Annotated in this window: 17 protein-coding genes and 1 tRNA gene; 11 read left to right on the top strand and 7 right to left on the bottom strand. The window is 70.3% G+C overall.

Going from position 1 to position 23,396, the window contains the following annotated elements; all coding sequences use genetic code 11:
* Position 1 precedes the first annotated feature (1 nt).
* Genes eboE through ACFYQ5_RS09860 form a run of 3 tightly spaced genes read left to right on the top strand, consistent with a single transcriptional unit; the run spans position 2 to position 3,686 of the window.
* Complete coding sequence (gene eboE, locus ACFYQ5_RS09870) at positions 2-1,177, top strand: metabolite traffic protein EboE (RefSeq protein ID WP_389195683.1); 1,176 nt, start codon at positions 2-4, stop codon at positions 1,175-1,177.
* 14 nt (positions 1,178-1,191) lie between these two features.
* Positions 1,192-2,589, top strand: coding sequence for an alkaline phosphatase family protein (locus ACFYQ5_RS09865; RefSeq protein WP_389196410.1), 1,398 nt, complete (start codon positions 1,192-1,194; stop codon positions 2,587-2,589).
* Between the two features lie 41 nt (positions 2,590-2,630).
* Positions 2,631-3,686: a sugar phosphate isomerase/epimerase family protein gene (locus ACFYQ5_RS09860; RefSeq protein WP_389195680.1), complete on the top strand. Its 1,056-nt coding sequence runs from the start codon at positions 2,631-2,633 to the stop codon at positions 3,684-3,686.
* 121 nt (positions 3,687-3,807) lie between these two features.
* Here ACFYQ5_RS09860 and ACFYQ5_RS09855 read toward each other — a convergent pair whose 3' ends face one another.
* The 4 genes from ACFYQ5_RS09855 to ACFYQ5_RS09840 all read right to left on the bottom strand — a co-directional run bounded on the left by ACFYQ5_RS09855 (position 3,808) and on the right by ACFYQ5_RS09840 (position 10,426).
* The gene (locus ACFYQ5_RS09855) at positions 3,808-5,196 is read right to left on the bottom strand and encodes an OFA family MFS transporter (RefSeq protein ID WP_389195677.1); all 1,389 of its coding nucleotides are present in this window, start codon (positions 5,194-5,196) and stop codon (positions 3,808-3,810) included.
* A 124-nt stretch (positions 5,197-5,320) separates the two neighbouring features.
* The gene (locus ACFYQ5_RS09850) at positions 5,321-7,477 is read right to left on the bottom strand and encodes an acetate--CoA ligase family protein (RefSeq protein ID WP_389195674.1); all 2,157 of its coding nucleotides are present in this window, start codon (positions 7,475-7,477) and stop codon (positions 5,321-5,323) included.
* A 2-nt stretch (positions 7,478-7,479) separates the two neighbouring features.
* Entirely contained in the window at positions 7,480-8,718 is a 1,239-nt protein-coding gene (frc, locus tag ACFYQ5_RS09845) for a formyl-CoA transferase (protein WP_389195669.1), read from the bottom strand.
* A 16-nt stretch (positions 8,719-8,734) separates the two neighbouring features.
* On the bottom strand, positions 8,735-10,426 hold the full coding sequence (locus ACFYQ5_RS09840; protein WP_389195666.1) for a thiamine pyrophosphate-binding protein: 1,692 nt from the start codon (positions 10,424-10,426) through the stop codon (positions 8,735-8,737).
* A gap of 257 nt (positions 10,427-10,683) precedes the next feature.
* Here ACFYQ5_RS09840 and sucD point away from each other — a divergent pair, with 257 nt between their 5' ends.
* Positions 10,684-11,565, top strand: coding sequence for a succinate--CoA ligase subunit alpha (gene sucD / locus ACFYQ5_RS09835; protein WP_389195663.1), 882 nt, complete (start codon positions 10,684-10,686; stop codon positions 11,563-11,565).
* A 102-nt stretch (positions 11,566-11,667) separates the two neighbouring features.
* The gene (locus ACFYQ5_RS09830) at positions 11,668-13,233 is read left to right on the top strand and encodes an aldehyde dehydrogenase family protein (RefSeq protein ID WP_389195660.1); all 1,566 of its coding nucleotides are present in this window, start codon (positions 11,668-11,670) and stop codon (positions 13,231-13,233) included.
* A gap of 55 nt (positions 13,234-13,288) precedes the next feature.
* Here the strand turns inward: ACFYQ5_RS09830 and ACFYQ5_RS09825 are convergent, their stop codons facing one another.
* Positions 13,289-14,143: an NAD-dependent epimerase/dehydratase family protein gene (locus tag ACFYQ5_RS09825; protein ID WP_389196408.1), complete on the bottom strand. Its 855-nt coding sequence runs from the start codon at positions 14,141-14,143 to the stop codon at positions 13,289-13,291.
* Between the two features lie 127 nt (positions 14,144-14,270).
* On the opposite strand from ACFYQ5_RS09825, the gene ACFYQ5_RS09820 reads away from it, so the two are divergent.
* Together ACFYQ5_RS09820 and ACFYQ5_RS09815 are read left to right on the top strand one after the other, a co-directional pair.
* Complete coding sequence (locus tag ACFYQ5_RS09820; protein ID WP_389195657.1) at positions 14,271-15,116, top strand: helix-turn-helix transcriptional regulator; 846 nt, start codon at positions 14,271-14,273, stop codon at positions 15,114-15,116.
* Between the two features lie 220 nt (positions 15,117-15,336).
* Positions 15,337-15,424 (top strand) — tRNA-Leu (locus ACFYQ5_RS09815).
* Between the two features lie 104 nt (positions 15,425-15,528).
* On the opposite strand, the gene ACFYQ5_RS09810 is transcribed toward ACFYQ5_RS09815, so the two are convergent.
* Positions 15,529-17,016 carry a SulP family inorganic anion transporter gene (locus ACFYQ5_RS09810; RefSeq protein WP_389195654.1) on the bottom strand — a complete coding sequence of 496 codons (1,488 nt, stop codon included), beginning with the start codon at positions 17,014-17,016 and terminating at the stop codon, positions 15,529-15,531.
* 8 nt (positions 17,017-17,024) lie between these two features.
* Positions 17,025-17,615, bottom strand: a complete 591-nt coding sequence (locus ACFYQ5_RS09805) for a carbonic anhydrase (protein ID WP_389195651.1) — start codon at positions 17,613-17,615, stop codon at positions 17,025-17,027.
* Between the two features lie 295 nt (positions 17,616-17,910).
* Between ACFYQ5_RS09805 and ACFYQ5_RS09800 the strand changes: the two genes are divergently transcribed.
* From ACFYQ5_RS09800 to ACFYQ5_RS09785, 4 genes are all read left to right on the top strand, one after another.
* Positions 17,911-18,084, top strand: a complete 174-nt coding sequence (locus tag ACFYQ5_RS09800; RefSeq protein ID WP_389195648.1) for a hypothetical protein — start codon at positions 17,911-17,913, stop codon at positions 18,082-18,084.
* 801 nt (positions 18,085-18,885) lie between these two features.
* Positions 18,886-19,902, top strand: a complete 1,017-nt coding sequence (locus tag ACFYQ5_RS09795; protein ID WP_389195645.1) for a LacI family DNA-binding transcriptional regulator — start codon at positions 18,886-18,888, stop codon at positions 19,900-19,902.
* Positions 19,899-21,437 (top strand): sugar ABC transporter ATP-binding protein, encoded by a 1,539-nt coding sequence (locus tag ACFYQ5_RS09790; protein ID WP_389195642.1) that lies wholly within the window; start codon positions 19,899-19,901, stop codon positions 21,435-21,437. The genes ACFYQ5_RS09795 and ACFYQ5_RS09790 overlap by 4 nt, the downstream gene beginning before the upstream one ends.
* Positions 21,427-23,391: a substrate-binding domain-containing protein gene (locus ACFYQ5_RS09785; RefSeq protein ID WP_389195639.1), complete on the top strand. Its 1,965-nt coding sequence runs from the start codon at positions 21,427-21,429 to the stop codon at positions 23,389-23,391. The genes ACFYQ5_RS09790 and ACFYQ5_RS09785 overlap by 11 nt, the downstream gene beginning before the upstream one ends.
* The last annotated feature ends 5 nt before the right edge of the window (positions 23,392-23,396 follow it).

Here is a 23,396-nt window from a genome sequence, read left to right as displayed (position 1 = left end):
CATGCGCTTCCGCCACCCCGACGGCTCCACCGTCCACCTCGCCTACTGCACCAACGTGCACCCCGCCGAGACCCTCGAAGGAGTCCGCGCCCAGCTGCGCGACCACTGCGAGCCCGTACGCAGACGGCTCGGCCGGGACCGGCTCGGCATCGGCCTCTGGCTCGCCAAGGACGCCGCCCGCGCCCTGATCAACGACCCCGCCGCGCTGCGCTCGCTGCGCGGCGAGCTCGACCACCGCGGACTCGAAGTGGTCACCCTCAACGGCTTCCCCTACGAGGGCTTCGGAGCCCAGGAGGTCAAGTACCGCGTCTACACGCCGGACTGGACCGACCCCGAGCGGCTCGCCCACACCACCGACCTGGCCCGGCTGCTCGCCGCCCTGCTCCCCGACGACGTCGCCGAAGGCACCATCTCGACGCTGCCGATCGCCTGGCGCACCCCGTTCGCCGGCGATCCCACGGCGGCCGGAACCGCGCACAAGGCACTCACCACTCTCGCGCAGCGCCTCGACGCCCTCGCCGAACTGACCGGCAAATCCATCAGGATCGGCCTCGAACCCGAACCGGGCTGCACCGTGGAGACGACCGCCGACGCCATCGGCCCCCTCACCGCGGTCGGCCACGACCGCATCGGCATCTGCGTCGACACCTGCCACCTCGCCACCTCCTTCGAGGACCCTGACACCGCGCTCGACGCCCTGCACACGGCCGGGGTCCCCGTGACCAAGGCACAGCTCTCCGCGGCACTGCACGCCGAACACCCGCACCTGCCCGAGGTGCGCGCCGCCCTGGGCGCCTTCGCCGAACCCCGGTTCCTGCACCAGACCCGCACGCTCACCGCTTCGGGGCTGCGCGGGACCGACGACCTCGACGAGGCGGTCTCCGGCGGTGCACTTCCCGACAGCACACCCTGGCGCTCCCACTTCCACGTCCCCCTGCACGCACCGCCGGCGCCTCCCCTCACCTCCACACTGCCCGTACTGCAGACCGTGCTGAACCGGCTCGTCGGCGGTCCCGTGCCCCTCACCCGCCACCTCGAAGTCGAGACGTACACCTGGCAGGCGCTCCCCGCCGAGCTCCGGCCGCGCACCCGCACCCAGCTCGCCGACGGCATCGCCGCCGAACTCACCCTCGCCCGCGACCTCCTTGCCGACCTCGGACTGAAGGAGCTCCCTTGACCGCCCCCGCTCCCGTGACGGCCCTCGAAGCCGGTACGCGCCCCACCCCGCTCCTGGTCCTCGACGTCGTCGGCCTCACCCCCCAGCTGCTGCGGCACATGCCGAACCTGAGGACCATGGCCGGAGCCGGGGCACAGGCCCCCCTCTCCACCGTCCTGCCCGCCGTCACCTGCGCCGCCCAGTCCACCTTCCTCACCGGCACCACCCCCTCCGAGCACGGCATCGTCGCCAACGGCTGGTACTTCCGTGAGCTCGGCGACGTGCTCCTGTGGCGCCAGCACAACGGACTCGTCGCCGGCGACAAGCTCTGGGACGCCGCCCGGCGCGCACACCCCGGCTACACCGTCGCCAACATCTGCTGGTGGTACGCGATGGGAGCCGACACCGACTGGACCGTCACCCCCCGCCCCGTGTACTACGCCGACGGCCGCAAGGAACCCGACTGCTACACCAGGCCCCCGGACCTGCACGACGAGCTGACGGAGAAGCTCGGCACCTTCCCCCTCTTCCACTTCTGGGGCCCCGGCGCCGACCTCGTCTCCTCGCAGTGGATCATCGACGCCACCCGGCACATCCTCGCCACCCGCACCCCCGACCTGGCCCTCTGCTACCTCCCGCACCTCGACTACGACCTCCAGCGCTACGGCCCCGACGACCCCCGCTCCCACCGGGCCGCAGCCGACCTCGACCGGGCCGTGGCACCCCTGCTCGACGACGCCAGGGCCGAGGGCCGCACCGTCGTCGCCCTCTCCGAGTACGGCATCACCCGGGTCGACCGGCCCGTCGACATCAACCGCGCCCTGCGCCGGGCCGGCCTGCTGGAGGTCCACACCCAGGACGGCATGGAGTACCTCGACCCGATGGCCTCCCGCGCCTTCGCCGTCGCCGACCACCAGCTCGCCCACGTCTACGTACGCCGGCCCGAGGACCTCGAAGCGACCCGGGAAGCCCTGGCGGACCTCCCCGGCATCGACCAACTCCTCGACGACGAGGGCAAGAAGGCCCACCACCTGGACCACCCCCGCTCCGGCGAACTCGTCGCCGTGGCGGAGAAGGACGCCTGGTTCACGTACTACTACTGGCTCGACGACGACCGCGCACCCGACTTCGCGCAGCTCGTCGAGATCCACCGCAAACCGGGCTACGACCCGGTGGAGCTCTTCATGGATCCGCAGGACCCCTATGTCCGGGTCAGGGCCGCCTCCGCGGTCGCCCGCAAGAAGCTCGGGATGCGCTACCGCATGGCGGTCGTCCCCCTGGACCCCTCACCTATTCGAGGCAGCCACGGCCGCCTCCCCGCGAGCGACGACGAAGGTCCGCTCATCCTCTGCTCCACCCCCCACGCGTTCTCCGGCCGTGTCCAGGCCACCGAAGTGAAGTCCTTGCTGCTCCAGCTTGCCGGACTGCACTGACAATCCGCCCCGCCCGCACGTTCACAGGGAGATTCGTGATCATGAGCCGCACCCCGAAGGACCCCGAGCTCGCGCGCAGACTCAGCCGCCGCAACGTCCTGGGCGTCGCCGCCGGTGCCACGGCCGCCACGCTCCTCGGCGCCGCGACCGCCCAGGCGGCAGGCGACCCGGGCCGAGGACACGGCCACGGACAGGGCAAGGGCCGTGCCGTCCTGCCCCCCGGCCGCCTCGGCATCCAGCTCTACAGCCTCCGCGACAAGGTCTCCACCCTCGGCTTCGCCCCCGTCTTCGCCGAACTCGAGAAGTACGGCTACGACGAGATCGAGTTCGCCGGATACACCCAGGGCTCCGCCGGCGCCATCACCCTCGCCCAGCTGAAGAAGCTGGCCAAGGACCACGGGCTGAACCCCATCGGCAGCCACGTCGGCTACTACGACGACAACAACCCCGGCGCCTACACCTTCGCCCAGAACCTCACCAAGGTGCTCGACGAGGCACAGGCGCTCGGCCTCAAGCACATAGGCACCGCCTCCGGACCGTTCCGCTACGGCTCCACCGTGGACGGCTGGAAGAGGGCCGCCGAGGACTTCAACACCTACGGGGCAGCGGCCCGCAAGCGCGGCATGAAGTTCTACCAGCACAACCACGCGGAGGAGTTCTCCTTCGCCACCGACAAGCCGGGCGTACGCCTCTACGACGTCCTGCTCGCCGAGACCGACCCCGACCTGGTCTATCTCGAGATGGACATCTACTGGGCCTTCGCCGCGCAGTTCCGCTTCGGCAAGAAGGCCGACGGCACCCCCGCCCCCTTCAACCCCATCGACTACGTGCTCAAGCAGCCCGACCGCTACCCCCTGTTCCACGTCAAGGACGGCATCAGGGACGACGCCGCCCGCGACGGCTACCGCATGTCGGACGTCGGTGACGGCGACATCGACTACAAGACGTTCCTGAGCCGCGTCACCGAGCGCACCCACCGGGGCCGCACCTACCACCACTGGCAGACCGAGCACGACAACCCGGTCGAGTCGCTCGCCTTCGCCCGCAAGTCCAGCGAGCACCTGCACTCGCTCCGCGACAGCCGCTGCGGGGACTGACCCGTGACGGCACCGGACCCGCTCCCTGATCCGGGCTGATCCGGCCTGACCGAACGAAAGCCCCCACGCGTGGGGCCCGGTTCCTGGAACCGGGCCCCACGCGTGTCCTCCGGGTGTGCGGTCAGTCGGTCTCCCGTATCGGGGCCGGGGCGGCCTTCACCAGGAGGTCGCCCTTTCGGTCGCGACCGGGTGCCGCGAGGAACAGGGCGAGGAATCCCGCGAAGAACGAGATGCTGCCCGCCAGGATGAAGGCGCCGTTCAGCCCCCAGGCGTCGACGACCATGAAGCCCATCCCCGCTCCGAGTCCGGAGACGAGCTTGGAGCTGTACACCATGCCGTAGTTGGTGGCGTTGTTGTTCTCACCGAAGTAGTCCGCGGTCATCGCGGCGAACATCGGGAAGATGGCGCCGCCGCCGAAGCCGGAGATCGCGGAGAAGAGCAGGAACAGGGGCAGGGTCTTCATCTCGGCCGACCAGATGATGCCGAACTGAGCGAGCCCCAGGATGACGCAGACGTAGAGCAGGCACTTCTTGCGGCCGTAGAGGTCGGAGAGCCAGCCGATGACGCCGCGCCCGGTGCCGTTGACGATCGCCTTGAGCGACATGGCGGTGGCGACGATCCCGGCGGCGAAGCCCGCGTCCTGGCCGATGTCGACCTGGAAGGCGATACCGAAGATGTTCACACCGGAGGTACAGGCGAGGCAGCACCACATCAGCGCCACGCGGCCGGTCCTCCAGGCCTCGCCCGGGGAGTACTGCTTGACGGCCGGCGGGTTCTTCTCCAGCGCACGGCGGGCCCGCGGGTCCGCGGGCGGGTTGAGCGGGTCGATCCCGGCCGGCCACCAGTTCTTCGGCGGGTCCCGGAAGAAGAAGCCGGCGCAGGCCACCAGCGCGGCGAGGAAGACGCCCACCGACACCAGGACCCACCTGAAGTTGGTGACGTCCATGAATCCGGTGAAGATGAAGACGAACGGCACCGAACCGTAGGCGAAACCACCGTTGACGAAGCCCGTCTTGCCGCCCCTGCGCTCCGGGTACCACTTGCCGACCATGTTGACGCAGGTGGCGTACACCATGCCCGCGCCCATGCCGGAGAACACACTGAAGCCGAGGTACGCGACGATCACGTGCGGCGCGTACGCCAGTGACAGGTAGCCGAGGAGGGTGCCCGTCGCGCCGAGCATCATCGCCCAGCGGGCCGGCAGCCTGCCGGTCTCCCGCAGCCTGCCCGCGGGCATCGCGACCGCGGCCTGGAAGAACACCCAGACGGTCATCATCCAGTAGATGTGACCGCTGTCCCAGTTGTGCGCGTGGTGCAGCGTGTCCTCCGCCGACGCGAAGGCGTACTCGGCCGAGCTGATGCCCATCATGCCGACCCACGGCAGGATGACCATCCACTTGCGCTTGCGGCCCATGATGTCGATGTCGCTCTCGCCGAGCCGGTAGGTCCGGCCGTTGGCGTCCGTCACCTCCCTGAAGGGGACGGATGTGGAGAGGTCTGTTGTCGTCATAGTCGATCGAACCCCTTGCGTGGAAGAAGTCTGGCCGGCGCCCCCTGCCCGTTCTCACTTCTCGCAGGGGCCCGCGGCGGAGCGGTACGCCGCAGACCCCGTGGTTCGAGCCGCCGTCATCAGGTCATCGGCCACCGCCCAGCAACCCGGCGGCCCTGGCCCACCTGTACTTCGCGCCGAGCACGGCGACGGGCCGCTCCGTGGTGTACGGATAGGCGACGACGCCCCGCTCGAAGAGGTACGCGCACGCCTCCTCGACCTCCGTGTCACCCGCCAGCGACGCCACCACCGGCTTCTCGATGCCGCGCGCCCGGAACTCCTCCACCACCCGGGCCGTCAGCTCGGCGAAGACCATCGGAGGGGTGACGATCGTGTGCCAGTAACCCAGCACCAGAGCGTGGATCCGCGGATCCTCCATCCCCAGCCGGATCGTCGCCTCGTACGTCGACGGCGGCTCACCGCCCGTGATGTCGATCGGGTTCCCGGCCGCGCCGAACGGCGGGATGAACGCCTTGAACGCCGTGTCCAGGTCCGGCGGGATCTCCATCAGCGAGAGCCCGTTGTCGACGATCGCGTCCGACAGGAGCACCCCCGAGCCGCCCGCCCCCGTGATGATGACGACGTTGTCGCCCTTGGGCGCCGGCAGTACGGGCAGCGCCCGCGCGTACTCCAGCATGTCGTGCAGACCCGGGGCCCGTATCACCCCCGCCTGGCGCAGGATGTCGTCGTACACGGCGTCGTCCCCGGCCAGAGCGCCGGTGTGGGAGCCGGCCGCCCTGGCACCCGCACTCGTCCGCCCCGCCTTGAGGACCACGACGGGCTTCCTGGGCACGGTCGCCCGCGCCGCCTCCACGAACGCCCGCCCGTCCTTGAGGTCCTCCAGGTGCATCGCGATGCACTCGGTGTTCGGGTCCTCGCCGAACCAGGTCAGCAGGTCGTCCTCGTCGATGTCGGACTTGTTGCCGAGCCCGACGATCGCCGAGACACCCGTGTTCGTCGACCGCGCGAAGCCCAGGATCGCCATGCCGATGCCGCCCGACTGCGAGGTCAGCGCCACCGGGCCCTTGACGTCGTACGGGGTGCAGAACGTCGCGCAGAGGTTCTGCCAGGTCGAGTAGTAGCCGTAGATGTTCGGCCCGAGAAGGCGCACGCCGTACTGCTCGCCGATCGCCACGATCTCGTCCTGCAGGGCGTGTTCGCCCGTCTCGGCGAAGCCGGACGGAATGAGCACGGCGTTGGGGATTCCCTTGCGGCCCACCTCCTGGAGGGCCGACGCGACGAACATGGCGGGGATCGCGAAGACCGCCACATCCACCTCACCGGGAACGTCGGTGACACTCTTGTACGCCTTTCGGCCGAGAATGTCATCGGCCTTGGGGTTCACCGGGTGGATCTCGCCCGTGAAACCGCCGTCGATGAGGTTGCGCATCACCGAATTGCCGATCTTGCCCTGCTCGTTGGACGCGCCGATGACCGCCACGGAACGCGGCTCCATCAGCCGGCGCATCGACACGAGGATCTCCTCCCGGCTGTAGCGGCGCCGTACCTTCGCCTCCTCGGTCGTCAGCAGGATGCGGATGTCGGCGGCGACCGCCCCGTCCGGCGACGCGATGACGGGATTGAGGTCCACCTCGGCGATCCCGGGGAAGTCGGTGACCAGCCGGGAGACCCGGCGGATCTGCTCCGCCAGCGCCCACCGGTCCACGGCCGGCGCCCCCCGCACCCCCTTCAGGAGCTCCGCCGCTCCGATCGAGTCGAGCATCGACTGCGCCTCGTCCGCGGTCACCGGCGCCAGCCGGAAGGTGATGTCCTTGAGCACCTCGACGAGGACCCCGCCGAGGCCGAACGCCACCACCTTGCCGAACGTCGGGTCGGTGACCGCCCCGACGATGACCTCCTGGCCGGGCGGCACCAGTTGCTGCACCTGCACGCCCTCGATCCGCGCGTCCGCCGCGTAGGCCTTGGCGTTCTTCACGATGGTGCAGAACGCCGCGCGCACCTCCTGCGCGCCCGACACCCCGACCACGACGCCGCCCGCATCCGTCTTGTGCAGGATGTCGGGGGAGACGATCTTGAGGACGACCGGCCCGCCGAGCCGGTCGGCCAGTGCCACCGCCTCGTCGACGTCGCGGGCCAGGCCCTCGCCCGGCACCGTGATCCCGTACGCGTCGGCGACGATCTTCCCCTCCGGGGCGGTGAGCGCGCTGCGCCCCTCGCCCCGGACACGGTCGAGCAGCGCCCTGACCTGTTCCTGCTCCTGTGTCTCGACTGTTCCGGCCATGCTCAGATGACTCCGTTCGTCTTCAGCAGCCGCAGTTCCTCGTCGCCCAGGCCCAGTTCGCCGACGTAGACCTCCGCGTTGTGCTCACCGAGCAGCGGGGAGGTGACGATGTCGACGGGGGAGTCGGACAGCTTCAGCGGGCTGCCGACCGTGGTGAAGGTGCCGCGCTCGGGGTGCTCGACGCGGACCACCATCTCGTTGGCGGCGAGGGACTCGTCCTCGACGATCTCCTTGGTGGAGAGGATCGGGCCGCACGGGATGTTGTGCGCGTTGAGCTGTTCCAGGACGTCCCACTTGGGGAGCGTCGCCGACCACTCCTCGATCAGCTGGAACATCTTGCCGAGCTTCGGCAGCCGGGACTCCGGCGTCGCCCACTCGGGGTCGTCGGCCAGTTCGGGCCGGCCGATCAGCGTGGACAGGGGCTTCCAGCCGACCGGCTGCACGATGACGTACACGTAGTCGTTGGGCCCGCCCGGCGCGCACTTCACCGCCCATCCCGGCTGGCCGCCGCCGCTGGCGTTGCCGCTGCGCGGCACCTCGTCGGCGTCGGCCGTGTCCTGGGCGTTCGGATACTCGGCGAGCGGGCCGTGCGCCAGCCGCTGCTGGTCCCGGAGCTTGACCCGGCAGAGGTTGAGCACCGCGTGCTGCATCGCCACGTTCACCCGCTGCCCGCGCCCGGTGTTCTCGCGCTGGAACAGGGCCGCCAGGATGCCGGCCACCGCGTGGATCCCCGTACCCGAGTCACCGATCTGGGCACCGGTCGCGAGCGGCGGCCCGTCGGCGAACCCGGTGGTCGACATCGATCCGCCCATGGCCTGCGCGACGACCTCGTACGCCTTGAAGTTGGTGTACGGGCCTTCGCCGAACCCCTTGATGGAGGCGTAGACGATCCGGGGGTTGATCTCCTGGATCCGCTCCCAGGTGAACCCCATGCGGTCCACGGCGCCCGGGCCGAAGTTCTCCACCATCACGTCGCTGCGGCGGATGAGCTCGGTCAGGATCTCCTTGCCGCGCTCGCTCTTGGTGTTGAGGGTGATGCTCCGCTTGTTGCAGTTGAGCATCGTGAAGTAGAGGGAGTCGACGTCGGGCAGATCCCGCAACTGCTTGCGGGTGATGTCGCCGCTCGGCGCCTCCAGCTTGACCACGTCCGCCCCGAGCCAGCCGAGCAACTGGGTGGCGGAAGGGCCGGACTGTACGTGCGTCATGTCGAGGACGCGCACGCCCTCAAGAGCTTTGGTCATGCCAACGGCTCCTCTGCTACTTGTACATGGTCTGGTTCATCGTTCCGGGGGCGTACGCGTCCGGGTCGACCCAGACGTTGATCAGCGAGGGCAGCCCCGACTCCCGCGCCCGCCGCAACGCGGGTGCGATGTCCGCGGGATCGCGCACCTCTTCGCCGTAACCGCCCAGCATCTGGGCGAACTTGTCGTAGTGGACGTCCCCCAGGGTGTTGCCGACCCGCTCGCGCTCGTCGCCGTACTTGGCCTTCTGGCCGTAACGGATCTGGTTCATCGAGGAGTTGTTGCCGACTATCCCGACGAAGGGGAGGTTGTAGCGGACCAGCGTCTCGAAGTCCCATCCGGTGAGGGAGAACGCGCCGTCGCCGAAGAGCGCCACCACTTCCTTGTCGGGCCTGGCCTGCTTGGCGGCCAGCACGAACGGCACCCCCACCCCGAGCGTGCCGAGCGGGCCCGGGTCCATCCAGTGGCCGGGGGTGCGGGGCTGGACGACCTGCCCGGAGAAGGTGACGATGTCACCGCCGTCCCCTATGTAGATGGAGTCCTCGGTCAGGAAGTCGTTGATCTCGCCCACCAGCCGGTACGGGTGGATGGGCGAGGCGTCCGACTTCAGCTGGGGCAGCCGCTTCTCGATCGCCGTCTGCTCGGCGGCGCGCAGTTCGTCCAGCCACGCCTTGCGCAGAGCCGATCCGCCGTTGATCCGCCCGCTCGCGGCCTCCGTCACCGCCTTCAGCACGATCGAGGCGTCACCGACGATGCCGAGGTCGATGTCGCGGTTCTTGCCCACGGTGCGGTAGTCGAGGTCGATCTGGACGACGGTGGCGTCCGGCGAGAGCCGCTTGCCGTAGCCCATCCGGAAGTCGAAGGGGGTTCCCACGATCACGATCAGGTCGGCGTTGGAGAACGCGTAGCGCCGCGAGAGCTGGAAGTGGTGCGGATCGCCGGGCGGCAGGGTGCCGCGGCCCGCGCCGTTCATGTAGGCGGGGATGTTGAGGGTCCGTACGAGCTCGGTGGCCGAATCCGTGGCCCGCGTCGTCCAGACCTGACTGCCCAGGAGGATGGCGGGCTTCTCGGCGTGGACGAGCAGATCGGCGAGCTTCTCGATGTCGGCCGGATCGCCTCCCGAGTGGGTGGACGCGCGGTAGCGGCCGGCGTCCGGGACCCGCGCCCTGCCCACCGGCACCTTGGCGTCGAGCACATCGCGCGGGATCTCCAGGAACGAGGGCCCGGGCGCCCCGTGGAAGCACTCCCGGAAGGCCATCGACACCATGTCCGCAGCGCGCGCGGTGTCCGGCACGGTGGCCGCGAACTTGGTGATCGGCGTCATCATGTCCACGTGCGGCAGGTCCTGGAGCGAGCCCATCTTGTGCTGGGTGTGCGCTCCCTGACCGCCGATCAGGAGCATCGGTGACTCGGCGCGGAAGGCGTTGGCGACACCGGTGACGGCGTCGGTCGTCCCGGGGCCCGCGGTGACGACGGCGCACCCCGGCTTCCCGGTGATCCGTGCGTAGCCGTCGGCCGCGTGGGCGGCCACCTGCTCGTGCCGTACGTCCACGACTTCGATGCCCTCGTCGACGCAGCCGTCGTAGATGTCGATGATGTGGCCGCCGCAGAGGGTGTAGATGCGTTCCACCCCCTCCGCCTTGAGTGCCTTGGCGACCAAGTGCCCACCGGAGATGAGGTTCTGGCTGTCCTGGCTGTCCTCGGGCATGGCGATGTCCTGTCCCTTCGTAGGGGATGCGGGAGCCGCTCCGCCGCTCTCGCGGTACATTGCATACAGTCGACGAATACTGTATGAATCTTGTTATCCCGCATCCGGTGGGTGGTGTCCAGGGGGCGTGCGGCACTTTCACAATCGGCACGATCGGGAGTGGCTATGGATCTGTACGAGCACCAGGCAAGGCAGGTCACCACGATGGACGGCGCAGCCGACCGGGCAGCCCGACTGGCTCTGGGAGGTCACTGACCATGGCTGTTTTCCTCAGCAAGGAGAGCAAGGTCCTCGTCCAGGGCATGACCGGCGCCGAGGGCATGAAGCACACCGGACGGATGCTCGCGGCGGGCACCCGGATCGTCGGCGGCGTCAACCCGCGCAAGGCGGGCCGCACGGTGGACCTCGACGACCGTACGGTCCCGGTCTTCGGCTCCGTACGTGACGGAATGGCCGCCACCGGCGCCGACGTCACCGTCGTGTTCGTCCCGCCGCCGTTCGCCGGGGCGGCCGTCGTCGAGGCGGCGGACGCGGGCATCGGTCTGGCCGTGGTCATCACGGAGGGCATCCCCGTCCATGACGCGGTCGCCTTCCACGCCCACGCCAAGGCGCGCGGCACACGTGTCCTCGGGCCCAACTGTCCCGGGGTGATCAGCCCGGGACAGTCGAACGCGGGCATCATCCCCGCCGACATCGCGACGAAGCCCGGCCGCGTCGGCCTGGTCTCCAAGTCGGGCACGCTCACCTACCAGCTGATGCACGAACTCCGCGAGACCGGCTTCTCGACCGCGGTGGGCATCGGCGGCGATCCGGTGATCGGTACCACGCACATCGACTGTCTGACGGCGTTCGAGAACGATCCGGACACCGAACTGATCGTCCTCATCGGCGAAATCGGCGGCGACGCGGAGGAACGCGCCGCGGCGCACATCGCCCGGCACATCACCAAGCCGGTGGTCGGCTACATCGCGGGCTTCACCGCCCCGGAGGGCAGGACGATGGGCCATGCGGGAGCGATCGTCTCGGGCTCCTCGGGCACGGCGTCGGCGAAGAAGGCGGCGCTGGAAGCGGCGGGCGTCGCCGTGGGCGCCAGCCCCACGGAAACGGCCCGCCTGGCGCAGGACAGGCTGCGCGGCTGAGCCCCGGTTACGAGAAGGGGCGGGCAGGGGAAACAGGCCCGCCCCACCCACCCCGCTCCCCTCACCCGCACCCGGCACCCGGCACCCCAGAGCGGAGACCCCATGACACAGACCCCCGCACCGCCGCCCGCCGCCCCCCTCACCCTCAAACCAGGTACCGCCTGGCAGGACGCCTGGCACCGCTGCCTCGCCACCGCCCCCGAGGCCTTCCAGGACGACCAGGCCCGCAACCTCTGGGCCGCCACCTGGCACCGGGACGGCCGCCCCCTCCCCGCCACCAGCCCCGTCGACAACACCCCCGTCACCGGCCCGCCCCGCCTGGACGCGGCCACCGCCCGGCAGGCGGTACGAGCATCCCTCGACGCCCACCGCGCCTGGCGCCACATCCCGCTCCCCGAACGCCGCGCCCGCGTCTCGGCCGCCCTCGACTCCCTGACCGAGCACCGTGAGCTCCTCGCCCTGCTCCTGGTCTGGGAGATCGGCAAACCCTGGCGCCTCGCCCAGGCGGACGTGGACCGAGCCGTCGACGGGGTCCGCTGGTACGTCGACCAGAGCGACCGCCTCCTGGCCGGCCGCACCCCTCTCGCAGGCCCCGTCTCCAACATCGCCAGCTGGAACTACCCCATGTCCGTGCTGGTGCACGCGATGCTCGTACAGGCCCTGGCCGGCAACGCGGTGATCGCCAAGACCCCCACCGACGGCGGCGTCTCCTGCCTCACGCTGGCCTGCGCGCTCGCCGCCCGCGAGGGCATTCCGCTCACCCTGCTCAGCGGCAGCGGGAGCGAACTGTCCGAGCCCCTGGTCCGGTCGGCGGAGATCGGCTGCGTCTCCTTCGTCGGCGGCCGGGACACCGGCGCCCGCATCGCTACCGCCGTCGCCGACCTCGGTAAGCGGCACATCCTCGAACAGGAAGGCCTCAACACCTGGGGCGTCTGGAACCACACGGACTGGCCGTCCCTCACCGCCGTCATCCCGAAGCTCTTCGACTACGGCAAGCAGCGCTGCACCGCCTACCCCCGGTTCGTCGTCCAGCGCACCCTCTTCGCGGACTTCCTTGCGGCCTACCTCCCCGCCGTGCGCTCCCTCCGGACCGGACACCCTCTCGCGGTGGAGCACCCCTCCGACCCGCTCCCGGTCCTGGACTTCGGCCCGCTGATCAACGCCACCAAGGCCAAGGAACTCCACGACCAGGTCACCGAGGCGATCGACCGTGGGGCTGTCCCCCTCCATCAGGGGTCGGCGGCGGACGCCCGCTTCCTCCCCGGACAGGACACCAGCGCCTACCTCCACCCGGTCACGCTGCTGAACCCGCCCCCGTCCTCGCCGCTCCACCATGCGGAACCCTTCGGCCCGGTCGACACGATCGTCCTGGTCGACACCGAGGCCGAACTCCTCGCCGCCATGAACGCGTCGAACGGGGCCCTGGTCGCGACCCTGTCCACCGACGACCCGGCGACGTACGAGCGACTGGCCCCGCAGATCCGCGCCTTCAAGACCGGGCACAACAAGCCACGTTCCCGGGGTGACCGCGAGGAGCTCTTCGGCGGCTTCGGTGCCTCCTGGCGCGGCGCGTTCGTCGGCGGTGAACTGCTCGTACGGGCCGTCACCGACGGCCCCGGGGAGGAGAGGCTGCCGGGCAACTTCCCGGACCACCACCTCATGCCCTAGAACCGCGACAGGTGGTGGGCCCCCCGCAGCGCGAGGGCCCACCACCCGGCGGCGGTTACAGCACGCCCGCCTCCCGTGCCGTCCACACCGACGGGATCAGGGGGCGGTAACCCAGTTCGTGACGGATGCGGGTCGTCGACATCACGCTGTGCCAGGCGTCCGGGACGTCCCTGTCGAGCGCCTCCTGCGGCACCGGCAGGCCATGGAACTGGAAGAGGTCGACCATGGTGACCGGGGCGTCGTCGGCGATGTTGTAGACGCCGTGCGCCCCGGGTGCGTACAGCAGTGCCCGCAGGCCCTGCGCCACGTCCATGTGGTGGCCCATGTGCAGGCGCTGCATGGCGGGCCAGTTCGGCGCCCACTTCATCACGTCGGTGAGATGCGGGTCTCCGTCGCCGTACACGAACGGCAGCCGTGCGATGCGGAGGTCGTTCAGGCCGTCCAAGGCTCCGAGCGCACGCTCCGCCTCCCACTTGGACTCCGGATAGGCGCCCCACAGGTGAGTGCCCGGCACCGTCTCGTCGCTCTCCACCAGCGCCCTGCCCCGCCCCGCGCCGTACACGAGCCCGGTGCTGACCTGCACGAACCGCCGCACCCCGGAGACCACCGCGGCCCGGCCGAGCTCGATGGCCGCGTCGCGGTTCACTGCCCGCGCCTCCTCGTCCGGCACCCCGCGGAACGCGGCGGCGACGTTCACCACCGCGTCCACGCCGGCCGTCGCCCTGCCGAGCGCCTCCGCGTCGCGCAGATCGCCGACCAGCACCTGGGCGCCGAGCTCGGCGAACCGCGCGCCGCGCGCCGCGTCCCGCACCAGGACCCGCACCTCGTCGCCGGCCGCCGCGCTCTGCAGCAGCCGCGGCACGAACCGTCGCCCGACCTGGCCCGTCGCTCCTGTCACCAATGTCAGCATGGCGGCCTCCTCGTTGTCGTAGCCATGTCCGAAGCGTGCGGGAGCGGCGGCGACGGCGGGAGAGACGCGTCTGTCCACGGACCGGCACTCCCTGGATACGCGTCCGGATCCGGGGGATCCTGGAACCGTGGACCGAACCGAACTCGCCGACTTCCTGCGACGCGCCCGTACCCGCCTGGCCCCCAGCGACGTCGGCCTGAGCGCGGGCCTGCGGCGCCGCACCCCGGGCCTGCGCCGCGAGGAGGTGGCGCAGCTCGCCGGGATGTCCACGGACTACTACACGCGGCTGGAACAGCGACGTGGCTCCCATCCGTCGCGACAGTTGCTCGCCGCCCTCGCCCGTGCCCTGCGGCTCACGGACGCGGAGCGTGACCACCTGTTCCACCTGGCGGGCGAGGAGCCGCCCCGGCCGGGCGGCTCCTCGGATCACGTCCGCCCGGGACTGCTGCTGATCCTGGACCGGTTGCACGACCTCCCGGCGTCGGTCGTGAGCGACTGGGGCGAGATGCTCGCGCAGAACACCATGGCAGTGGCTCTGGCAGGTGACCACACCGGCACGAATCTGATCCGCCGCTGGTTCACGGTGCCGGGCGCACGGGTCCTGTCCCCGCCCGAGAACCACGAACAGCATGCCCGCGCGCACGTGGCGAGCCTGCGGGCGGTAGCCGGGGCCCGCCCCGACGACCCCGGCCCGGCCGCTCTCGTGGCCGAACTCCGTTCCACGTCGCAGGAGTTCGAGGAGCTGTGGAAGTCGCACGACGTCGTGGTGCGCCGCCCGTCGCCGAAGCGCTTCCTGCACCCGGTGGTCGGCCTCCTCGACCTCGACTGCGAAGTGCTGCTCAGCGACGGCCACAGTCAGCAGCTCGTCGTGCACTCGGCGCGGCCGGGCACACCGACGTACGAGCGGCTCGAGCTGCTGCGGGTCGTCGGCCTCCAGGACCTGAGTCCCAGCTCACAGGAGAGGCCGCGGTGATCTTCGGCGCCGCCCGCCCGGCCGGCAGCATGCCCGCGACGGCAGCCCGGGAGCACGCCGCGTACGCGGCACGCCACGGAACGTACGCAAGGCGGCGTCGGACCCGCCCGAAGGGGTCCGCACCGCACTGACCACCGAAAACGCAGGTGAGAGGCACCCCGAACCCCTGGTATTGTTTTCTTTGTCGCCACGGGGAGGACCCCGGGACGACAGACACCTTGTCCGGGTGGCGGAATGGCAGACGCGCTAGCTTGAGGTGCTAGTGCCCTTTATCGGGCGTGGGGGTTCAAGTCCCCCCTCGGACACCAGAAAGAACCCCACTTCGGTGGGGTTCTTTTGCGTGGTGGATGCGTGGTCCGACGGGGAAGCCCCGGCCGCAAGCCTGGAGGCTTGCGGCCGGGACTTCCACGCGTCAGCCGGAGGTGACTTCCACCTTGGCCGGTCCGGTCAGTTGCACGGGCTCCGTGCCGGGAGAGCTGTGCCGTGCCGCCCAGTTCTCCAGCGCCGTACGGCAGGCGTGGTCCAGGTGGTGCAGGCCGGAGAGGTCCAGCTCGACGGGCCGGTCCTGGGGCAGTTCCTCCAGGCTGTCGAGGATCTTCGGCAGCCGCAGGAAGGTCGCGTTCCCCGACAGGTACGCCTGGACGGGGCCCGCTCCCTTGTCGATGACCTCCAGGTTGATGTGCGAGGCGTCCCAGGCCGTCTTGGCCACGGAGAGCGCCAGGCCGATCAGGACGCCCTCGAACATGTTCACCGTGACGATGGCCACCGCCGTCGCCACCAGGATGAGTGCCTCACCCCGGTGTGCGCGCCACAGTGCCGCGATGGTGCGCAGCGGAATCAGCTTCCAGCCCGCGTGGATGAGGATCCCGGCCAGGGCCGGCAGCGGGATGAGCCCGAGGGCCGACGGCAGCAGAGCCGCGAAGAGCAGCAGCCACACACCGTGCAGGACCCGGGACGCCTTGGTCTTCGCTCCCGCCTGGACGTTGGCGGAGCTGCGTACGATGACCGCGGTCATCGGCAGGGCGCCCAGCAGCCCGCACACGGTGTTTCCGGTGCCCTGGGCCATCAGTTCCTTGTCGTACTGCGTGCGCGGCCCGTCGTGGAGCCGGTCCACGGCAGCCGCGCTGAACAGGCTCTCGGCGGAGGCGATCAGCGTGAAGGCCAGCACCGTCCCGACCATGCTCACGCTCGCGAGCGCGCTGAACGCGTCGAGCCCGGGCAGCTGGACGGCACCGAGGAGCCCCTGTACCTCGACCACGGCGACCGGCAGGCTGAACACGAAGGAGGCGAGCGTGGCCAGAGCGACTGCGGCGAGGGCACCCGGCACCGCCCTCACCCGCTCGGGCATGCGCTTCCACAGCACCATCACCGCGATGGTGCCGGCGCCGACCGCGAGGGACGCGAGCGCCTCGGTGTCGACGGCGGCCTCCACGAGGGCCTCGGGAAGTCCGGCCAGCTTGCCCAGGCCGGATGCCGGGGCCTCCATGCCCGCCGCAGCGTAGAGCTGGCCCGCGATGAGCACGAGCCCGATGCCGGCGAGCATGCCTTCGACGACCGAGACCGAGATGGCCCGGAACCAGCGCCCGAGCTTCAGGGCGCCCATGGCGAGTTGCAGCAGCCCGGAGGCGAGCACGATCACTCCGAGTGCGGCGACCCCGAAGGTCTGCACGGCCTCGAAGACCAGCACGGTCAGACCGGCGGCCGGCCCCGACACCTGAAGGCTGCTGCCCCGCATGAAGCCCGTGACGAGACCGCCCACGATGCCGGTGATCAGCCCCAGCTCCGCCGGCACGCCGGAGGCCACGGCGACGCCCACGCACAGGGGCAGCGCGACGAGGAAGACGACGATCGAGGCGGTGAAGTCCTGCCTCAGATGGGGAAAGGTGGTTCGGCGGTCCATGCCGGCCCTCACAGCGTCTGGAAGGTGTCGGAGGCCACGTCGTGCGACAGCACGGTTCCCGTGTGCACCTCGTAGAACCAGCCGTGCAGCCGTATTTGTCCCCCGGCCAGGCGCTTTTCGACGCACGGGTAGGAGCGCAGCCTCAGCAACTGCGTCAGCACGTGGTTCTTCACGGCTTCGGCTACGGCCGGGTCTGCCACCGCCCCTTCAGGGCGGGAAGTCGAGTGCGCGAGCCAATCGCGCACGGCGGGTACGGCTGTCAGGTCGTCGCCGCGCACCAGCGCGCCGACGGCGCCGCAGTGCGAGTGGCCGCAGACGATGATGTCGGAGACCCCGAGCACCTCCACCGCGTACTCCACGGTGGCTGCCTCGCTCGTGGGCTGCCCGGAGACGTACGGGGGGACGATGTTTCCGGCGGTTCGCAGTTCGAAGAGTTCACCGGGGCGGGCGCCGGTGATGAGGGCGGGGACGACCCGGGAGTCCGAGCAGGTGATGAACAGGACCTGCGGGGACTGGCCTTGGGCCAGTTGGGCGAACTCCTCAGGACGCTCCGTGGACCGCTCGCGGAAGGATCGGGCGTGATCGATGAGGGGTTGCATACCAGTTGTTCCTCCTGGCGCGCGGTTGAGTGCGCGTCGGCGTACGTACGAGAACGGGGGTGCTGGCGAGCATGAAGACATGACCGCACGTCACCGCTCATACGGTGCGGAGCGTGCGGGAGAGGTCTGTGTGAGCCGACGATCGGCTCAGCAGCGGAACACCTGAAGTACGGCAGGCGAATGTGAGGCCGAGGATCTCGGCAGGGGATACGCGTGGGCCGGTGTGACGGGTGCCGCGGCCGGGGGCCGGCCCGCGGTGCCGCCTGTCACGAGGCAGCGCGAGAGCGTATCGGGGGTGGACTGGACCACCGTGCGGTGCCGGTCACGGGTGTTCAACAGGCCGTTCGGGTCCCCCTCGGGAGCCGGCGGACTGCACGGGGCGTACTCCGGCCCGGCCTGGGGCGTGCCCCGGCTCTCGGCGTCGGCCGTGTACGTGTCCGGAGAGCCGGGGGAGGACTCCTGGGTGTGAGCGGCGCTGCCGGCGGACGCGAAGGGCGCGATGGGGGCCGGAAGGAGAAAGGCCAACAGGATCGCGGTCAGGACCAAGAGTATGAACCGGGACGTCCCATGTCGCACCTTGCACCTCCTCCCGCACCTTTTCTCTGCCTGACGCATACGCTAACAGGCGGATATTCCTGCAGGGTTAACCAGATGTGAAGAGTGTGGAAGTTGGGGATTGAAGAAGTGAAATCACCTGTGCCGAATAGCCATTGAGGGGGAGAGGTGCCCATCGGCGGCTCGCCTTGGGCGCCGTGATCCTGGACGGGTTCGGGGTCTGCCGAGGAGACACCGGGAGGGCCAGGTCACGTCATCCGCTCGCCTGTATCCGTGCGCACTTCTGTCCTTCTCGGCCCGCCTGTCCGAATAGGTGTGGCCGAAATTCGTGTGGCCTGTGGGGTGGTGAAGGCGGAGCGCTCCGAGCGGCAGGCGCTCGCCTTATCGGATGGCTGTCCGTGATGCGGGACGTTTAGGGCCTCGAAGGCTGCCGGTCATCGATGGCGAATATCCGATGGCTAATTCCGGACACGATTAACGGCTTTCCGGGCCACCTGCCGGGCCAGAGGTGGCCGACGCTCGGGCTCCCGCACCTTCCGCACCGCGCGCCGTCCTCCGGCGCGCCGTGAGGGTGCTCGTGTCACGATCGGGTCTCGGGCGGGAGGTGGGGCTTGTTTTCCGTCGTGTAATCGATTCCAATCTCCTGTGTAATCGATTCCACGGCTTGTTCCGCTGGTCTCGAGGCTCACGGAAACCACAAGGAGGTGGTCCGGAAATGGCGAGCATCAAGGATGTCGCGGCCCAGGCGGGAGTCTCTGTCGCCACGGTCTCCCGTGTCCTCAACAGCCATCCCTCCGTCAGCCCGGACGCCCGCAGACGCGTCCTCGCCGCCGTCGACGCCCTCGGCTACCGGCCCAACGCCGTGGCCCGCTCGCTGCGCACCGACCAGACCCGCACGCTCGGCCTCGTCGTCAGCGACGTGCTCAACCCGTACTTCACCGCGCTGGCCCGCTCCGTGGAGGAGGAGGCCCGCGCGCTCGGCTACAGCGTGATCATCGGCAACGCCGACGAGCGGCCCGAGCAGCAGGACCACCATGTCCGCACACTCCTGGACCGCAGGATCGACGGGCTCCTGGTCTCGCCCGCCGACGGCGGGTCCCCGCTGCTGCTGGACGTCGCACGTACCGGTACGCCGATGGTCTTCGTCGACCGCTGGATTCCCGGAGTGGACATCCCCGTGGTGCGGGCGGACGGCCACCGCGCCATCCAGGAGCTGGTCGCCCATCTGTGCGCACTCGGCCACCGACGGCTCGCCATCATCGCCGGCCCCGCGGCGACCACCACGGGCAACGAGCGTGTCGAGGCGTTCCGGGAAGCGATGCGGGCCCACGGACTCGCTCTGCCCGACGCCTACATCGGGCAGGGGGACTTCCAGGCCGACAGCGGACGGCGTGCCACCGAGCAGTTCCTTTCGCTCCCCGACCCGCCCGAGATCGTGTTCGCCGCCGACAACCTCATGGCGCTCGGCGCCCTGGACGCCATCCGCGCCCGCGGCCTGCGCGTCCCCGAGGACGTCGGGATCGCGGCGTTCGACGACATCCCGTGGTTCGTCCACACCGGCCCGCCGATCACCGCGATCGCCCAGCCGACGGGCGAGCTCGGCCGCGCCGCCGTGCGCGCGCTGGTCGACATCGTCGAGGGCCGCCCCCCGCAGTCCGTCACCCTGCCCGCCACCCTCGTCGTACGCAGCTCCTGCGGCGAGCGCACCTCCACCCCCGGGAGCAACCAGTGAGCGAATCAGTGGAGTTGCTGCGCATCGAAGGCGTACGCAAGACCTTCCCCGGTGTCGTCGCCCTGGACAGCGTCGACTTCGACCTGCGCAGCGGTGAAGTGCACGTCCTGCTCGGTGAGAACGGGGCCGGCAAGAGCACCCTCATCAAGATGCTCTCCGGCGCCTACCGCCCGGACAGCGGCCGGATCCTCGCCGGTGGCGAGGAGGTACGCATCCACGGCGCGCAGGACGCCGAGAAGCTCGGGATCGCGACGATCTACCAGGAGTTCAACCTGGTACCCGATCTGACGGTCGCCGAGAACATCTTCCTCGGCCGTCAGCCGCGCCGCCTCGGCATGATCGACCGACGGCGCATGGAAGCCGACGCCGAGGTGCTCCTGCGCCGCGTCGGCCTGCACGTCTCACCCAGGGCCAGGGTCCGCGAACTGGGCATCGCCCGGCTGCAGATGGTCGAGATCGCGAAGGCGCTCAGCCTCGACGCGCGCGTCCTGATCATGGACGAACCGACCGCCGTCCTCACCTCCGAGGAGGTCGACAAGCTGTTCGCGATCGTGCGGCAGCTGCGCGCCGACGGCGTCGGCGTCGTCTTCATCACCCACCACCTCGACGAGATCGCCGCCCTCGGTGATCGCGTCACCGTCCTGCGCGACGGCCGCAGCATCGACCAGGTGCCCGCCTCGACACCCGAGGCGGAGCTCGTCCAGCTGATGGTGGGACGCAGCATCGACCAGCAGTACCCGCGCGAACGCCCGGAAACGGGAGAGCCGTTGCTCTCCGTCCGAGGGCTCACCCGCAACGGGGTGTTCCACGACATCAGCTTCGACGTGAGGGCCGGTGAGGTCGTCGGCCTCGCCGGGCTCGTCGGGGCCGGCCGCACCGAGGTCGCCCGCGCCGTCTTCGGTGCCGACCCCTACGACGCCGGCACCGTCGACGTACGCGGGGAGCGCCTGGGCAAGCACGACGTGACCGCCGCCATGGGCGCCGGTATCGGGCTCGTCCCGGAGGACCGCAAGGGCCAGGGACTCGTCCTCGACGCCTCGGTGCAGGAGAACCTCGGCCTGGTCACCCTCCGCTCGGCGACCCGCGCCGGGCTCGTCGACGTCAAGGGACAGCGCACCGCCGCCGCGCGCATCGCCGAGCAGCTCGGCGTACGGATGGCGGGCCTCGGTCAGCACGTCCGCACCCTGTCCGGCGGCAACCAGCAGAAGGTCGTCATCGGCAAGTGGCTCCTCGCCGACACCCGGGTGCTGATCCTCGACGAGCCGACGCGTGGCATCGACGTCGGGGCCAAGGTCGAGATCTACCAGCTCGTCAACGAGCTGACCGCCTCCGGGCACGCCGTCCTGATGATCTCCAGCGACCTGCCCGAGGTCCTCGGCATGAGTGACCGGGTCCTGGTCATGGCCCAGGGCCGCATCGCCGGAGAACTGCCCGCCCACGAAGCCACCCAGGACGCCGTGATGGCACTCGCCGTCAGCGCCGCCCCCGTAACCGAATCCACCGAGCACGCAGAGGAGGGCCCCCGTGGCCACTGACACGCATCCGATCAAGGCGGGCGCGGGCGGCGCCGGACACACCCTCCGCCGCCTCCTGCTCGACAACGGCGCGCTCAGCGCACTGGTCGTCCTCCTCGTGGCGATGTCGCTGCTCTCCGGCGACTTCCTCACCACCCAGAACCTCCTGAACGTCGGTGTCCAGGCGGCGGTCACCGCGATCCTCGCGTTCGGCGTCACCTTCGTCATCGTCTCGGCGGGCATCGACCTCTCGGTCGGCTCCGTCGCCGCGCTCTCCGCGACCGTCCTGGCCTGGACGGCGACCTCCGAAGGCGTCCCGGTCTGGCTCGCGGTCATCCTCGCCGTCGCCACCGGCATCGCCTGCGGCTTCGTCAGCGGCGCCCTCGTCGCGTACGGCAAGCTGCCCTCGTTCATCGCGACCCTGGCCATGCTCTCGGTGGCCCGCGGTCTCTCCCTGGTCATCTCCCAGGGCAGGCCGATCCCGTTCCCCGAGTCCGTCTCCGTGCTCGGTGACACGCTCGGCGGCTGGCTGCCCGTCCCCGTCCTCGTGATGATCGCGATGGGCCTGATAGCCGCCCTCATCCTGGCCCGCACCTACATCGGCCGTTCGATGTACGCCATCGGCGGCAACGAGGAGGCTGCCCGGCTCTCCGGGCTGCGGGTGAAGAAGCAGAAGCTGGCCATCTACGCGCTGTCCGGTCTCTTCGCCGCCGTCGCAGGTATCGTCCTCGCCTCCCGCCTGGTCTCCGCGCAGCCGCAGGCCGCTCAGGGGTACGAACTCGACGCGATCGCCGCGGTCGTCATCGGCGGCGCCAGCCTCGCCGGCGGTGTGGGCAAGGCATCCGGCACCCTGATCGGCGCACTGATCCTCGCGGTGCTCCGCAACGGCCTCAACCTCCTGTCCGTGTCCGCCTTCTGGCAGCAGGTCGTCATCGGCGTCGTCATCGCCCTCGCGGTGCTGCTGGACACGCTGCGCCGCAAGGCCGGATCCGGTGCCGCGTCCGCAGGTGGCGCGTCCGCCGCGCCCGGAGGGCCCGGGAAGGGCCGAAAGGGAGCGGTGCAGGTCGGGATCGCGGTGGTCTGCCTGGCCGCTGTCATCGCCGCCGTGACCTTCTTCTCGTCAGGTTCCTCCGGGACCACCACCAAGGTGGGCATGTCGCTCTCCACCCTGAACAACCCGTTCTTCGTCCAGATGAAGGAAGGCGCGCAGCGGGAGGCCAAGGCGGCCGGGATCGACCTCACCGTCACCGACGCCCAGAACGACGCCTCGCAGCAGGCCAACCAACTGGAGAACTTCACCAGTTCCGGGGTCGACTCCGTCATCGTCAACCCGGTGGACTCCGACGCGGTCGGCCCCGGGGTCCGCGGCGCCAACAAGGCGGACATCCCGGTGGTCGCCGCCGACCGCGGCGTCAACAAGGCCGAGACCGCGACGCTCGTCGCCTCCGACAACGTCGCCGGCGGCAAGCTCGCCGCGAAGACGCTCGCCGACCGGCTCGGCGGCAAGGGCAGCATCATCGTCCTGCAGGGCACGGCAGGCACCTCCGCCAGCCGTGAGCGCGGTGCGGGCTTCGCCGCAGGCATCAAGGCGTACCCGGACATCAAGATCGTGGCGACCCAGCCGGCCGACTTCGACCGCACCAAGGGCCTGGACGTCATGACCAACCTGCTCCAGTCCCACCCGGGCATCACCGGCGTCTTCGCCGAGAACGACGAGATGGCGCTCGGCGCCGTCAAGGCACTGGGCAGCAAGGCCGGGAAGTCCGTCTCGGTCGTCGGCTTCGACGGCACCCCCGACGGCCTGACGGCGGTCGAGGCGGGCACCCTGTACGCGTCCGTGGCCCAGCAGCCCGGGGAGCTGGGGAAGATCGCCGTACGGAACGCGGTCCGGGCGGCCGACGGTGAGAAGGTCGACAGCATGGTGAAGGTGCCGGTCAAGGTCGTCACCCGGCAGAACGTCGCCGACTTCTCCTGAGCACG

The organism is Streptomyces sp. NPDC005794 (assembly GCF_042871445.1).
Classification (GTDB): domain Bacteria; phylum Actinomycetota; class Actinomycetes; order Streptomycetales; family Streptomycetaceae; genus Streptomyces.
This window is presented reverse-complemented; position numbering and strand designations above follow the sequence as displayed.